At 54.6% G+C, this 14,300-nt stretch carries 13 protein-coding genes; 9 read left to right on the top strand and 4 right to left on the bottom strand.

Annotated elements, in window-relative coordinates; genetic code table 11:
- Nucleotides 1–58: 58 nt before the first annotated feature.
- Complete coding sequence (dnaN, locus tag C7433_RS18025; protein WP_006121377.1) at nt 59–1,159, bottom strand: DNA polymerase III subunit beta; 1,101 nt, start codon at nt 1,157–1,159, stop codon at nt 59–61.
- Nucleotides 1,160–1,163: 4 nt separating this feature from the next.
- The gene (gene dnaA, locus C7433_RS18020) at nt 1,164–2,570 is read right to left on the bottom strand and encodes a chromosomal replication initiator protein DnaA (protein WP_006121378.1); all 1,407 of its coding nucleotides are present in this window, start codon (nt 2,568–2,570) and stop codon (nt 1,164–1,166) included.
- A gap of 598 nt (nt 2,571–3,168) precedes the next feature.
- Between dnaA and rpmH the strand changes: the two genes are divergently transcribed.
- The 6 genes from rpmH (at nt 3,169) to C7433_RS17985 (ending at nt 7,807) form a co-directional block, all read left to right on the top strand.
- Nucleotides 3,169–3,309, top strand: a complete 141-nt coding sequence (gene rpmH, locus C7433_RS18010; RefSeq protein WP_000831330.1) for a 50S ribosomal protein L34 — start codon at nt 3,169–3,171, stop codon at nt 3,307–3,309.
- A 14-nt stretch (nt 3,310–3,323) separates the two neighbouring features.
- Nucleotides 3,324–3,683 (top strand): ribonuclease P protein component, encoded by a 360-nt coding sequence (gene rnpA, locus C7433_RS18005; protein WP_013023999.1) that lies wholly within the window; start codon nt 3,324–3,326, stop codon nt 3,681–3,683.
- Nucleotides 3,647–3,904 carry a membrane protein insertion efficiency factor YidD gene (yidD, locus tag C7433_RS18000; protein ID WP_006121380.1) on the top strand — a complete coding sequence of 86 codons (258 nt, stop codon included), beginning with the start codon at nt 3,647–3,649 and terminating at the stop codon, nt 3,902–3,904. The genes rnpA and yidD overlap by 37 nt, the downstream gene beginning before the upstream one ends.
- Before the next feature lie 2 nt (nt 3,905–3,906).
- Entirely contained in the window at nt 3,907–5,547 is a 1,641-nt protein-coding gene (gene yidC, locus C7433_RS17995; RefSeq protein WP_006121381.1) for a membrane protein insertase YidC, read from the top strand.
- Nucleotides 5,548–5,636: 89 nt separating this feature from the next.
- Nucleotides 5,637–7,001, top strand: coding sequence for a tRNA uridine-5-carboxymethylaminomethyl(34) synthesis GTPase MnmE (mnmE, locus tag C7433_RS17990; RefSeq protein ID WP_006121382.1), 1,365 nt, complete (start codon nt 5,637–5,639; stop codon nt 6,999–7,001).
- A gap of 215 nt (nt 7,002–7,216) precedes the next feature.
- Entirely contained in the window at nt 7,217–7,807 is a 591-nt protein-coding gene (locus C7433_RS17985; RefSeq protein WP_110268665.1) for a malonic semialdehyde reductase, read from the top strand.
- Between the two features lie 62 nt (nt 7,808–7,869).
- On the opposite strand, the gene C7433_RS17980 is transcribed toward C7433_RS17985, so the two are convergent.
- Entirely contained in the window at nt 7,870–9,183 is a 1,314-nt protein-coding gene (locus C7433_RS17980) for an NCS2 family permease (protein WP_110268664.1), read from the bottom strand.
- 148 nt (nt 9,184–9,331) lie between these two features.
- Here C7433_RS17980 and yieH point away from each other — a divergent pair, with 148 nt between their 5' ends.
- A complete protein-coding gene (gene yieH / locus C7433_RS17975) occupies nt 9,332–9,994 on the top strand; it encodes a 6-phosphogluconate phosphatase (protein WP_110268663.1) in 663 nt (220 codons plus the stop codon).
- A gap of 1 nt (nt 9,995) precedes the next feature.
- Here yieH and C7433_RS17970 read toward each other — a convergent pair whose 3' ends face one another.
- On the bottom strand, nt 9,996–10,991 hold the full coding sequence (locus C7433_RS17970) for an acyltransferase (protein WP_110268662.1): 996 nt from the start codon (nt 10,989–10,991) through the stop codon (nt 9,996–9,998).
- Nucleotides 10,992–11,272: 281 nt separating this feature from the next.
- On the opposite strand from C7433_RS17970, the gene glyQ reads away from it, so the two are divergent.
- A complete protein-coding gene (glyQ, locus tag C7433_RS17965; RefSeq protein ID WP_006121387.1) occupies nt 11,273–12,184 on the top strand; it encodes a glycine--tRNA ligase subunit alpha in 912 nt (303 codons plus the stop codon).
- A 9-nt stretch (nt 12,185–12,193) separates the two neighbouring features.
- Entirely contained in the window at nt 12,194–14,263 is a 2,070-nt protein-coding gene (glyS, locus tag C7433_RS17960) for a glycine--tRNA ligase subunit beta (RefSeq protein WP_110268661.1), read from the top strand.
- Nucleotides 14,264–14,300 lie beyond the last annotated feature (37 nt).

Below are 14,300 nucleotides of genomic sequence, written 5' to 3'. Positions count from 1 at the left end.
CGGGTCACGGACAATACTGTCCGAAACCCGAATGGCGAGCAGGCCAGCGTACGATGGCCTACAGGCGCATAGGCATGACGACATAGGCCGCCGCCGGGCTGACGACATCTTCAATCTGCACACTCGACACAGAATCCGTCAGCAGCAAACGGACGTTCTCGCACTTCAGCGCATTCAGCACGTCCAGCACGTAACTCACGTTGAACCCAATTTCCAGCTCGCTGCCGTTATAGCTGACATCCAGCATCTCTTCCGCTTCTTCCTGTTCAGGGTTATTCGCGGTAATTTTTAGCTGATTTTCGGTGATATGCAGACGAACGCCACGGAATTTCTCATTCGACAGAATCGCAGCACGGGCAAACGCCTGTTTCAGCAGATCGCAACCGGCTTCCAGCACCTTATCCGGATTCTTGGGCAACACACGACGATAATCCGGGAAGCGACCATCCACCAGCTTAGAGGTGAAGATATAGTCGCCCACATGTGCACGGATATTACTGCTGCCAATCTGTACCTGAAGCGGCGTATCGCCGCCATCCAGCAGACGCAACAGCTCGATAACCCCTTTACGCGGCACGATGACCGAATGGCTGGGCAGCGCCTGGCCAACGGGCATGGAACAGACGGCCAGACGGTGACCATCGGTGGCGACCGTACGCAGTTCTTCGCCTTCGGTCTCAAACATCATGCCATTCAGGTAGTAACGCACGTCCTGATGCGCCATGGAAAACTGCGTGGCTTCAATAAGCCGTTTCAGCGTTGCCTGCGGCAGCGTGAATTCCACCTCGCTCTGCCAGTCATCCAGGTTGGGGAAGTCGCTGGCGGGCAAGGTCGAAAGCGAGAAACGGCTGCGGCCAGAGCGCACCAACATCCGTTCGCCTTCCAGTGTGACGTTGATCTCTGCGCCTTCCGGCAGGCCGCGACAAATATCAAGAAATTTGCGTGCCGGCACGGTGGTTGCGCCAGGCTCGTGCGCCTGAGTAAGCGCCACGCGCGCCACCATTTCCATTTCCAAATCGGTGCCGGTCAGCAACAGCGATCCGTCATTCACCTGCATCAGCAGGTTGCCAAGGATCGGCAGCGTCGGACGACCACCAAGGGGGCCGCTGACTTGCTGCAGCGGCTTTAGCAACTGTTCACGTTCAACAATAAATTTCATAGCGTCACGAAGATAATGTTCTGATGAGATTAGAGAAATCTTCTTTGATGTCGTGGCTTTCTTCACGCAACTGCTCAATCTTGCGGCAGGCATGAAGCACCGTGGTATGGTCGCGACCGCCAAAAGCATCGCCAATTTCCGGCAAACTGTGGTTGGTCAGCTCTTTCGCCATCGCCATCGCCATTTGACGCGGACGCGCGACTGAGCGCGAACGGCGCTTAGAGAGCAAATCCGCGACTTTAATTTTGTAGTACTCCGCAACGGTCTTCTGAATATTATCAATAGTGACCAGTTTTTCCTGCAGGGCCAGCAGATCCCGCAATGCTTCGCGAACGAAATCGATCGTAATCGCCCGACCGGTAAAGTTAGCGTTCGCAATCACCCGGTTCAGTGCCCCTTCCAGCTCACGCACGTTCGAACGTAAACGCTTGGCAATAAAGAAGGCCACTTCGCCCGGCAAACGAATGTCGTTTTCGTCCGCCTTTTTCATCAGGATCGCAACGCGGGTTTCCAGTTCAGGCGGTTCGATCGCCACGGTCAGGCCCCAGCCAAACCGTGACTTCAGTCGATCTTCAACCCCGTTGATCTCTTTGGGGTAACGATCCGACGTCAAAATGATCTGTTGATTGCCTTCCAGCAGGGCATTGAAGGTGTGAAAAAATTCTTCCTGCGAACGCTCTTTATTGGCAAAAAACTGAATGTCATCGATCAACAGCGCATCAACCGAGCGGTAGTAACGCTTAAACTCTTCAATCGCGTTATTTTGCAGCGCTTTTACCATATCCTGCACAAAGCGCTCGGAATGCATGTAAACCACTTTCGCATTTGGCTTACGTGCAATGATGCCATTACCCACGGCGTGCAGCAGGTGAGTTTTGCCGAGGCCAGTACCGCCATAAAGGAACAACGGATTGTAGGCACCGCCAGGGTTATCGGCCACCTGGCGTGCCGCCGCGCGCGCCAGTTGGTTAGATTTACCTTCAACAAAGTTATCGAAGTTATGGCGATTGTTAACATTGGACCGATAGGTCACATCCGCAGGAGCAGGCACGTTGTCCCAGCTCGGACGTAAAATCTGTGTCGGTGCCGGACGGCTTGGCACAGGCTCCGCCGGCGCACTGACGCTGGCCATCGCGGGCTGGCTGACCGCTGCGGCGTGTTGAACCGGACGCGTGCCCACCTCAAAACGCAACAGCGGGACATTGGCACCGCAGAATTCGTTCAGCAATGCGTTGATGCTGTTTAGGTATTTATCCCGAACCCAGTCGAGTACGAAGCGGTTAGGAGCATACAAGGCAAGCGTATTGTCGTTTAATTCAGCCTGCAGTGGACGGATCCACATGCTGAATTCGGTGGCAGGAAGCTCATCCTGCAAACGGGCAAGACACTGTTGCCAAAGCGTAAGTGACACGGCGGACTCCACTCGTACAAATTCGATAAGAAAAAGTAGGCACTAATCTAAGAAACGTTCATTTTTGACACAGACGAAAGAAAGCGCCTGCGACCGCTATCAGCGGTTTTCCACCCCGCAACCATCGGAGGATCGCCAGAGGAAGGGCGGATCATAGCGCAAAGCGCGACAGAGATCTTCCCTTTCTACACAGTTTTTCTCCTTTTTATCCACAGGGCATGAACGCGGGTAAAAGTCTACGCCTGCGGCAGAAAAAACCACCTGGGATCGTGCTGAATGATCCAAATTTTCGGACGGCTTCTCGTTTTTGACGTGTGGCAGGCGAATTTGATCGCAATAAGATCCTGCGCGATCCTTGCGCTTTAACGCAGACCCCGTATAATTCTCCCCCCGGCGTTGTCGCGTAAAGCTCAATGCCCGGACTCAGCGGGCTGTATCCGGGTTTTCTGGCGCCGCGACAAGCGAAGTAAATTGACTCGGGACTGTACAATTATTACAATCCCGCCTCTTTATTAAAGACACATTGAGGCGTCGGTCTGTTTGTTGGCCCGAAAACGCGTCACCCAGTGAAAATTTTCAAGTTTAGGTAGAAATCGCCATGAAACGCACTTTTCAACCGTCCGTACTGAAGCGCAACCGTTCACACGGCTTCCGTGCTCGTATGGCTACTAAAAATGGTCGTCAGGTTCTGGCACGTCGTCGTGCTAAAGGCCGCGCTCGTCTGACCGTTTCTAAGTAATAAAGCTAACCCTGATGGGTAAGCTCGCATTTCCCAGGGAGTTACGTTTGTTAACTCCCACTCATTTCACTTTCGTCTTTCAGCAGCCACAACGGGCTGGCACGCCGCAAATTACTATTCTCGGCCGCCTTAACGCGCTGGGGTATCCCCGCATCGGTCTTACCGTCGCGAAAAAACATGTGAAACGCGCTCACGAACGTAACCGGATCAAGCGATTGACCCGCGAAAGCTTTCGTCTGCGTCAACATGAATTGCCGTCGATGGACTTTGTGGTGGTCGCGAAAAAGGGTGTTGCCGATCTCGATAACCGTATGTTGGCGGAAGCGTTGGAGAAATTATGGCGTCGTCACTGTCGCCTGGCGCGCGGTTCCTGATCGTCCTGATACGCGTATATCAACGCGGTATCAGTCCATTGCTGGGGCCACACTGTCGGTTTCATCCGACCTGCTCTCAATACGGAATTGAGGCCTTACGCAGGTTTGGCGTGATAAAAGGCAGTTGGTTGACTTTAAAACGCGTATTAAAATGCCACCCTTTGAACCCGGGTGGTGACGATCCTGTGCCGCCAAAAACCTTTGATACCAGAGAACATTAACGATGGATTCGCAACGCAATCTCTTTCTCATCGCTTTTCTGTTCGTGTCTTTCATGATCTGGCAAGCCTGGCAGACGGACCACGCTCCGAAGCCATTGCAGACCCAGACCACGCAAAACACCAACAGCGCTGCCGGTGATGCTACCGGTGTTCCCGCCAGTGGCCAGGGTAAAACGATCACCGTTAAGACCGATGTCCTGTCATTAACCATCAACACTCGCGGTGGCGATGTTGATCAGGCGCTGCTGCTGACTTACCCGGATAAGCTGGGTTCTGACAAGCCGTTTGAGCTGCTTGAAACCACACCATCGTTTGTCTACCAGGCGCAGAGCGGTCTGACTGGCCGTAATGGTCCGGACAACCCGAACAACGGTGCGCGTCCGCTGTATACCACGGCACAGGATCACTTCGAACTGGCTGACGGTCAGAGCGAGCTGCGTGTTCCGATGACGTTCACGGCTGAAAACGGCGTTGTCTATACCAAAACGTTTGTGTTCAAGCGTGGCGACTATGCAGTTAACGTTGATTACAACATTAACAACACCAGCCAGCAGCCGCTGGAAGTGTCAATGTTTGGTCAGTTAAAACAGACCATCGATTTGCCTAAGCACCGCGATACCGGCAGCAATAACTTTGCGCTGCATACCTTCCGCGGTACGGCTTACTCCACCAGCGAATCGAAATACGAAAAGATTAAGTTCGATACTATCGCCGATAACGAAAACCTCAACACCACCACCACCAATGGCTGGGTGGCGATGTTGCAGCAGTATTTCGCTACCGCCTGGGTGCCGCGCACGCAGGGAACCAACACGCTTTACACCAGCAATCTGGGAAATGGCGTGGCGGCTATCGGCTATAAATCTGCGCCGGTCACCGTTGCACCGGGTGCACAGCAGACACTGGATGCCACACTGTGGGTAGGTCCGGAAATTCAGGATAAAATGGCCGCGATTGCGCCGCATCTTGACCTGACTGTGGACTATGGCTGGTTATGGTTCATCTCTCAGCCGCTGTTTAAACTGTTGAAGTTCATTCACAGCTTTATCGGTAACTGGGGCTTCTCCATCATCATCATCACGTTCATCGTGCGTGGCATCATGTACCCGCTGACGAAAGCGCAGTACACCTCGATGGCGAAAATGCGCATGCTGCAGCCGAAGATTCAGGCGATGCGTGAGCGTTTAGGGGATGATAAGCAGAAGCAGAGCCAGGAAATGATGGCGCTGTATAAGGCTGAAAAAGTGAATCCGCTGGGTGGCTGTCTGCCGCTGGTGATTCAGATGCCTATCTTCCTGGCCTTGTACTACATGCTGTCTGGCTCGGTTGAACTGCGTCATGCGCCGTTTATTTTATGGATTCATGACCTGTCAGCGCAGGATCCGTACTATATTCTGCCGATCCTGATGGGCATCACCATGTTCTTCATTCAGAAGATGTCACCGACGACGGTGACCGATCCGATGCAGCAGAAGATCATGACGTATATGCCTGTAATTTTCACCGTGTTCTTCCTGTGGTTCCCGTCAGGTCTGGTGTTGTACTACATCGTCAGTAACCTGGTGACCATTCTCCAGCAGCAGCTGATCTATCGCGGGCTGGAAAAACGTGGCTTACACAGCCGCGACAAGAAGAAAGCGTAAAACCGTCGCGGGAGGTCTCCCGCGATAAAACAGGTTATGCTCAGGCGGTCAAAGCGACCGCCTTTGTTTTTTGTAGTGAGAGAAAATGTATGAGCCATAGCGATACCATTGTTGCTCAGGCCACGCCGCCCGGACGCGGCGGCGTTGGCATTTTGCGTGTTTCCGGTCCGCAGGCCGCCGAGGTTGCCCGCCAGGTGCTGGGTAAACTCCCTAAACCACGTTATGCCGACTACTTATCGTTTAACGACAGTGATGGCAGCGTGCTGGATCAGGGCATCGCGCTATGGTTTCCTGGCCCCAACTCCTTTACCGGCGAGGATGTGCTGGAGCTGCAAGGTCACGGCGGCCCGGTGATTCTGGATCTGCTGCTGAAACGGATTGTGGCCCTGCCCGGATTACGTATCGCGCAGCCTGGGGAGTTTTCTGAACGCGCGTTTCTGAACGACAAACTCGATCTGGCCCAGGCGGAAGCCATTGCCGATCTGATTGACGCCAGCTCAGAACAGGCCGCGCGTTCGGCGGTAAATTCCCTGCAAGGCGCATTCTCTGTCCGTGTTAACCAGCTTGTGGAAGCCCTGACTCACCTGCGTATCTACGTGGAAGCGGCCATTGACTTTCCAGATGAAGAGATCGATTTCCTGTCTGACGGCAAAATCGAAGGGCAGCTTAATGCTGTCATTCGCGATCTCGATGCGGTGCGCGCGGAAGCCAGACAGGGCAGCCTGCTGCGCGAAGGGATGAAAGTCGTCATTGCCGGTCGGCCAAATGCCGGAAAATCGAGCCTGCTTAATGCACTTGCCGGGCGTGAAGCGGCTATCGTCACGGATATCGCCGGCACCACGCGCGATGTGCTGCGTGAACACATCCATATTGATGGTATGCCACTGCATATCATTGATACCGCCGGTTTACGCGAAGCCAGTGATGAGGTGGAACGTATCGGCATCGAGCGCGCCTGGCATGAAATAGAACAGGCGGACCGCGTGCTGTTTATGGTTGATGGCACCACCACACAGGCGACCGAACCGGCGGAAATCTGGCCCGATTTTGTCGCTCGCCTGCCGTCTCAACTGCCGATCACCGTGGTGCGCAATAAAGCGGACATCACCGGTGAAACGCTCGGCCTGACGGACGTCAATGGTCATGCCCTGATCAGACTGTCTGCCCGCACCAGCGAAGGGATTGATACCTTACGTGATCACCTCAAACAGACCATGGGGTTTGCCGACAATATGGAAGGCGGCTTCCTGGCACGCCGTCGTCATTTGCAGGCACTGGAATTAGCCGCAACCCACCTGGAGCAGGGAAAACATCAACTGCTGGGCGCATGGGCAGGGGAATTACTGGCAGAAGAGTTGCGTCTGGCGCAGCAGGCGCTAAGTGAAATTACGGGTGAATTTACCTCGGACGATCTGTTAGGCCGGATTTTCTCCAGTTTCTGTATTGGTAAGTAGCTCAGCGGGCAGACGGCGGTGGAAATGTGCATCCAGAAACGCAATCCGCCGTGCGTTGCGCATCGGTTGCCGTAACGCAAGGTATGATAACGAGGGATAAGATTGCTCACGTTTTGCGGCGTGCCAGGTCATTCACACTAAACCGGGCGAATAGGCATCCAAAAGCGTGAACGCAACGTACAGGTTAAATACTGGATGTTTTCCTGGAGAGTTATATGACGATACCGCTTGATGATGCCGCGCTGAATACGTTGTTTTACCAGGCCCGTACGCACAGTCACTGGCAGCCTGAACCGGTGCAGCAGTCGCTGCTGGAGAAGCTCTATCAGATGGTTGCCCTGGCACCGACCTCGGCCAACTGCTCACCCGGTCGCTTTGTTTTTGTCACCTCCGCGGAGGGAAAAGAAAAGCTGAAGCCGGCCCTGGCCTCCGGCAACCTTGAGAAAACCCTGCGCGCCCCTGTCACCGTGATTATTGCCTGGGACAGCGAGTTTTATCAGCATCTGACTATGTTGTTTCAACATGCCGATGCGCGAAACTGGTTTACCAACACACCCGATCTGGTTAAAGAAACCGCATTTCGTAACAGTAGCCTGCAGGCAGGCTATCTCATCATGGCTGCGCGTGCGCTGGGGCTGGATGCAGGCCCGATGTCAGGATTCGATCCGCTTAAAGTGAACGCGGCCTTTTTTGCCGGTACCACCTGGCAGGCCAACCTGCTCATTAACCTGGGCTATGGCTTACCCGACAAGCTCCCGCCCCGATTACCCCGGCTGAGCCTGGAGCAGGCCTGCCAGTTCGTCTGAGTTACTGGAGCGTTACGTGCTTACCGTAACGCTCACTGCTTTCCCGCCCTTTGCGTACGGTTTTAATGCGCGTCGATAAAGGCGATTTTCAATACAAACAGCAAGGCGACAATGACGACGCAGGGGCTGATTTCTCGCCAGCGACCGGTGCCCAGCTTCATCACACAGTACGCAATAAAGCCCAGTGCGATGCCTTCTGTAATCGAAAAACTAAAGGGCATCATGGCGGCAGTTACAAATGCCGGGACGGCTTCGGTCAGGTCATCCCATTTGACGCGGGACAGGCTGGCCGTCATCAGCACGCCAACATAGATTAACGCGCCTGCCGCAGCATAGGCCGGTACCATGGCCGCCAGGGGCGATAAAAACGTGACGAGCAGGAACAGAAGGCCTGTGACCACGGCCATCAATCCGGTACGGCCGCCGACGGCTACGCCGGAGGTACTTTCAATATAGGCGGTCACCGATGACGTTCCTGCCAGCGCGCCCGTTACCGAACTGATGCTGTCGACATACAACGCCTGTTTCATGCGCGGGAACGTGCCTTTTTCATCAGCCAGTCCGGCTTTGTCGGTCACGCCAATCAAGGTGCCGGACGAGTCAAACAGATTGACCAGCATAAAGGAGAATATGACGCCTGCCATGCCGATGTTGAACGCGCCTTTAATATCAACCTGACCGACAATCGCGGTGACAGATGGCGGCGCAGAAACCACGCCCGTGAACGTCACGTCGCCCAGCAGCCAGCCCAACGCCGTGGTGACGATCATCGAAATGAGCACGGCGGCGTGAATGTTGCGTGAGGCCAGAATGGCGATAATAAAGAAGCCCAGCGCACCCAGCAGCACATTGTGTGAGCTGAGGTTACCCACGCTGACCAGCGTATCCGGGTTGGCCACAATGATACCGGCGTTTTTCAGGCCCATCATGGCAATGAACAGGCCAATGCCAGCGGTGATGCCTACGCGCAGGCTAAGCGGAATATTGGCGATCATCCAGTAACGTACCCGCAACAGAGTCAGGATGAGCAGACCCAGTGCGCCCCAGAAGATGGCACCCATGCCGACCTGCCATGAGTAACCCATCGCGCCGACGACCACAAAGGCAAAAAAGGCATTGAGGCCCATCGCCGGGGCCAGGGCGACAGGAAGATTGGCAAACAGCCCCATCAGGATGCTGCCGAACGCGGCAATCAAACAGGTCGTTACGAACACTGCCCGGGTATCCATGCCTGCGACACCTAAAATCTGCGGGTTCACAAAAACAATGTATACCATGGTCAAAAACGTGGTAATGCCTGCGATCACTTCGGTACGAACCGTTGTACGATGCTCCTGCAGTTTGAATACGCGCTGAAAAAGGCCTTGTTTATTCATGCCATTTATCCAGAAGAAAATTTCACCGGCGCGTATCCTGGCGATTTTGCCCCGGCAATACAATGATTTTTCGCAACCGATTGCCATATCCCGGCCCCTCAGGGCCACGCTGACGTGTTAAGGTACCCCGAACAAAAGGAGGAGTCAGATGTCTGTTGAATGCGTCTTTTTCGATTGTGACGGTACCCTGGTTGACAGTGAAGTCCTGTGCACCCGCGCGTATGTCACCACCTTTGCCCAGTACGGGATTACGCTCTCTCTGCAGGAGATGTTCGAAAAGTACAAAGGGGTAAAGCTGTATGACATCATCCGCGACGTCAGTGAAACGCATCGGGTCGCTCTGCCGCTGGAGGACGTTGAACCGGCCTACCGGCGCGAAGTGGCCCGTTTGTTTGACCGTGAACTGAAGCCGATAGCCGGTGCGAAGGCACTGGTCGGGCAAATGGCAGTACCGATATGCGTGGTGTCAAACGGCACGGTGAAAAAGATGCAGCACTCGCTGGGCCTCACCGGCATGCTGAATCATTTCGCTGACCGTCTTTACAGCGGTTACGATATTGACCACTGGAAGCCCGAACCCGAGCTGATGCTTCACGCAGCCCAACAAATGCAGGTACCCGTCGAGCGCTGTATTTTGGTGGATGACTCCGAAGCCGGTGCGCGTGCCGGTATCGCAGCAGGCATGCCGGTGTTCTATTACTGTGCCGATGCTCATAATCCCGAACTCCATCATCCGCTGGTGACCGTGTTCACCGATATGGCCGCATTACCCGCGCTGTGGCGCGCCAGGGGCTGGAACCTGACGCGCTGACTCAGGTCACCCAATGTCGTTTATCCACCCGACTGAGCAGCATTCCCAGCAATAAGCTGCCCACCAGCGTGACGGTAAAAACGGCAGGCAGGTCGAGCCAGGGACGCGCCATATCGTCATAGTGATGGGTGCGAATAAAATGGATGAACAGGGCGTGAAAGCCATAGATGGGCAGAGAGTAGCGCGAAATGATGGCCAGACCGGGCAGCGTACGTTGATTAAAGGCATTTTTGAACACCACCAGCGCGCTTATTGCGGCAATGAATACCAGCGGTCCGCAATAGAGATACCACGTATCGTTAAAGGCACCATTAACGATTAACGCGCGTTTCGTACCCAGCATAATGCCGGTCACGCAGGCCACAAAGGTCACGGCAGCCAACGGTGTGATGGCGCGTCTTTCTGTGTCCATGGTACCGATCGTCCGGCCTAATAAGGCGTAGAGCAGGTAATAGATACTGTCGCCGCTCAGGTAAAGGTTAATGGGCAACCAGTGAAAGCGCCCCCACGACTGGTCCATGGTATTGGGATTCGCGAGGACCACCACAATCAGCACCAGTAGCGCCACGTAGCGCGGCCGCACGCTTTTTACCTGAATCAGGGGCGACAAGAGGTAAATCCCCATGAGCGCGAAGAAAAACCACAGATGGTAGAACACCGGCTTCTGCAGCATTTTTAAAATTGAACGGCCTTCGCCAATTGGCGTCAGCAGGCTGATATAAACCAGTGACACGGCACTGTAAAAAACCAGACATCCCAGCAGTCGCCACAGGTGGCGCGGCTGCGTACTGCGTTCACCAAAGAACAGATAGCCTGAAATCATAAAAAACAGCGGCACACAGATGCGTGACGCTGAATTGAACAGGTTAGCAATATCCCACCAGTGACCTTTTATGGCCATCGGCCCGGTCAGATACCACGTTGTGGTGTGAATGACGATGACCATCAGGCAGGCAATCGCCCGCAAATTATCAATCCAGTAAATCTTTTGCGACATGGTGTCCTCTGGCGCAGTGCGTCCCGGTGCAAAGCGTAGCCAGTCGCGTCGACGTCAACAAGCGCAATAGCGGGGATTCAGAACCCTCTGTGCACAGGATCGCATGAAAACGCATAACCGTATCGGTTAATCAGGCGATGACAGGCCGCCAGCAGGCTAAATCTGACACCAAAAATCCACTCTCGCGGCTGCGCCGCCGGATTTCCGGCTGCATATCACGCGGTCAAAGGGTATACTGTCGCACTCTTTTTTTATCTAGCCGAACCGCGTGCGAACTCATCATGCAAAAGTTTGATACCAAGACCTTTCAGGGCCTGATCCTGACATTGCAGGATTACTGGGCGCGCCAGGGCTGCACCATTGTTCAACCACTGGACATGGAAGTGGGCGCTGGTACTTCACACCCAATGACCTGCCTGCGCGCACTTGGCCCGGAGCCGATTGCTGCGGCCTATGTGCAGCCATCCCGTCGTCCTACCGACGGCCGCTATGGCGAAAACCCGAACCGCTTGCAGCACTACTATCAGTTCCAGGTGATCATCAAGCCGTCGCCGGACAATATTCAGGAGCTGTACCTCGGGTCGCTGAAAGCGCTGGGTATGGATCCTACCGTACACGACATTCGCTTTGTTGAAGATAACTGGGAAAACCCGACGCTGGGTGCCTGGGGACTGGGCTGGGAAGTCTGGCTTAACGGTATGGAAGTGACGCAGTTTACCTATTTCCAGCAGGTCGGTGGCCTGGAGTGTAAACCGGTTACCGGCGAGATCACCTATGGTCTGGAACGTCTGGCCATGTATATCCAGGGCGTGGACAGCGTTTACGATCTGGTCTGGAGCGACGGTCCGTTAGGCAAAACCACCTACGGTGATGTGTTCCATCAGAATGAAGTGGAGCAGTCGACGTATAACTTCGAATATGCCGACGTCGATTTTCTTTTCACCTGTTTCGAACAGTATGAGAAGGAAGCGCAGAAGTTGCTGGCGCTGGAAAAACCGCTGCCTTTGCCCGCTTACGAGCGCATTCTGAAAGCCGCACACAGCTTTAACCTGCTGGACGCGCGCAAGGCGATCTCGGTGACCGAACGTCAGCGTTATATTCTGCGTATTCGCACCCTGACCAAAGCCGTGGCTGAAGCCTATTACGCTTCTCGTGAAGCGCTGGGCTTCCCGATGTGCAATAACAAAAAGTAAGAGGCAGCCATGACTGAGAAAACCTTCCTGGTGGAGATCGGCACCGAAGAGCTGCCACCGAAAGCATTACGTAGCCTGGCAGAAGCCTTTGCTGCCCAGGTGACGGCCGAGCTGGATGCCGCGAATCTGAACCATGGCGAAGTGAGCTGGTTTGCTGCACCGCGTCGCCTGGCGCTGAAAGTCGCCCATTTGAGCGCCTCCCAGCCCGATCGTGAAGTAGAAAAGCGTGGACCTGCCGTTGCCGCCGCCTTTGATGCAGCGGGCAATGCCACCAAAGCGGCAGAAGGCTGGGCACGGGGTAACGGTATCACGGTCGATCAGGCTGAACGTCTGAGCACCGATAAAGGCGAATGGCTGGTCTATCGCGCTCAGGTGAAAGGCGAAGCGGCGCAGGCATTGCTGCCGGGCATGATTGCCACGGCGCTGAGCAAACTGCCGGTACCGAAACTGATGCGCTGGGGCGACAGCGACGTGCAGTTTGTGCGTCCGGTGCACACCGTTACGATGCTGCTGGGCGATGAACTGATCCCCGGCACGATTCTTGGCATCAAGTCCGATCGCGTTATCCGTGGTCACCGCTTCATGGGCGAAAGTGAAATCACGCTTGAGAACGCCGATCAGTATCCGGATGTGCTGGAAAAGCGCGGTCAGGTGATTGCCGACTATCAGGTCCGCAAAGCCATGATCAAAGCCGATGCGGAAGCCGCAGCACGGCGTTTAGGTGGCGTAGCCGACATGAGTGACAGCCTGCTGGAAGAGGTAACATCGCTGGTGGAATGGCCGGTGGTATTGACCGCCACCTTCGAGGAAAAATTCCTTAAGGTGCCGGCTGAAGCGCTGGTTTACACCATGAAAGGCGATCAGAAGTATTTCCCGGTTTATGACGCGGAAGGCAAACTGCTGCCAAACTTTATTTTCGTCACCAACATTGAGTCGAGCGAGCCGCAGCAGATTATTTCTGGTAATGAGAAGGTGGTGCGCCCGCGTCTGGCGGATGCTGAATTCTTCTTTAATACCGATCGTAAAAAACGTCTTGAAGATCATCTGCCGCGTCTTGAAACCGTATTGTTCCAGAAGGAACTCGGTTCGCTGCGTGATAAAACGGATCGTATTCAGGCGCTGGCGGGCTGGATTGCGGCACAAACGGGCGCAGATGTGAATCACGCCACACGCGCAGGCCTGCTGTCAAAATGCGATCTGATGACTAACATGGTGTTTGAGTTTACCGACACCCAGGGCGTTATGGGCATGCACTATGCGCGTCATGACGGTGAAGCCGAAGATGTCGCTGTGGCGCTGAACGAGCAATATCAGCCGCGTTTCGCAGGTGATGATTTGCCGTCCAGCCCGGTAGCCTGTGCGCTGGCCATTGCTGATAAGATGGATACGCTGGCCGGTATTTTCGGCATCGGTCAACATCCTAAAGGCGATAAAGATCCCTTTGCTCTGCGTCGTGCCGCGCTGGGCGTTTTGCGCATCATCGTGGAAAAAAATCTGCCGCTTGATCTGCAAACGCTCACCGAAGAGGCCGTACGTCTGTATGGCAGCAAGCTGAGCAATGCGAACGTGGTTGATGACGTCATCGACTTTATGCTGGGCCGTTTCCGTACCTGGTATCAGGAAGAAGGCCACAGCATCGATACCTTGCAGGCGGTGCTGGCACGTCGTCCAACCCGTCCGGCGGACTTTGATGCACGTATGAAGGCGGTTTCGCATTTCCGTACGCTTGATGAAGCGGCCGCGCTGGCGGCGGCCAACAAGCGTGTCTCGAATATTCTGGCAAAATCAACAGAACCGCTGAATGACAGCGTTCAGGCATCACTGTTGAAAGAAAATGAAGAGATCCAACTGGCCACGTTTGTGACCGCCCTGAGCAGCAAACTGCAGCCTTACTTTGCAGAAGGACGTTATCAGGATGCGTTAATTGAACTGGCGCAGCTGCGTGAAGCGGTAGACAACTTCTTCGATAAAGTGATGGTGAATGCAGAAGACCCGGCGGTGCGAATTAACCGACTGACGCTGCTGTCGAAACTGCGTGAGCTGTTCCTGCAGGTGGCCGATATCTCGCTGCTGCAGTAATCGGTTCTGATACAGATAAAAGGGACGAGATATCGTC

Origin of the sequence: Pantoea sp. PNA 03-3, assembly GCF_003201175.1 — a bacterium.
Classification (GTDB): Bacteria; Pseudomonadota; Gammaproteobacteria; order Enterobacterales; family Enterobacteriaceae; genus Pantoea; species Pantoea stewartii.
The sequence above is the reverse complement of the archived record's forward strand: the minus strand, read 5'-3'. Positions and strand labels throughout refer to the sequence as shown.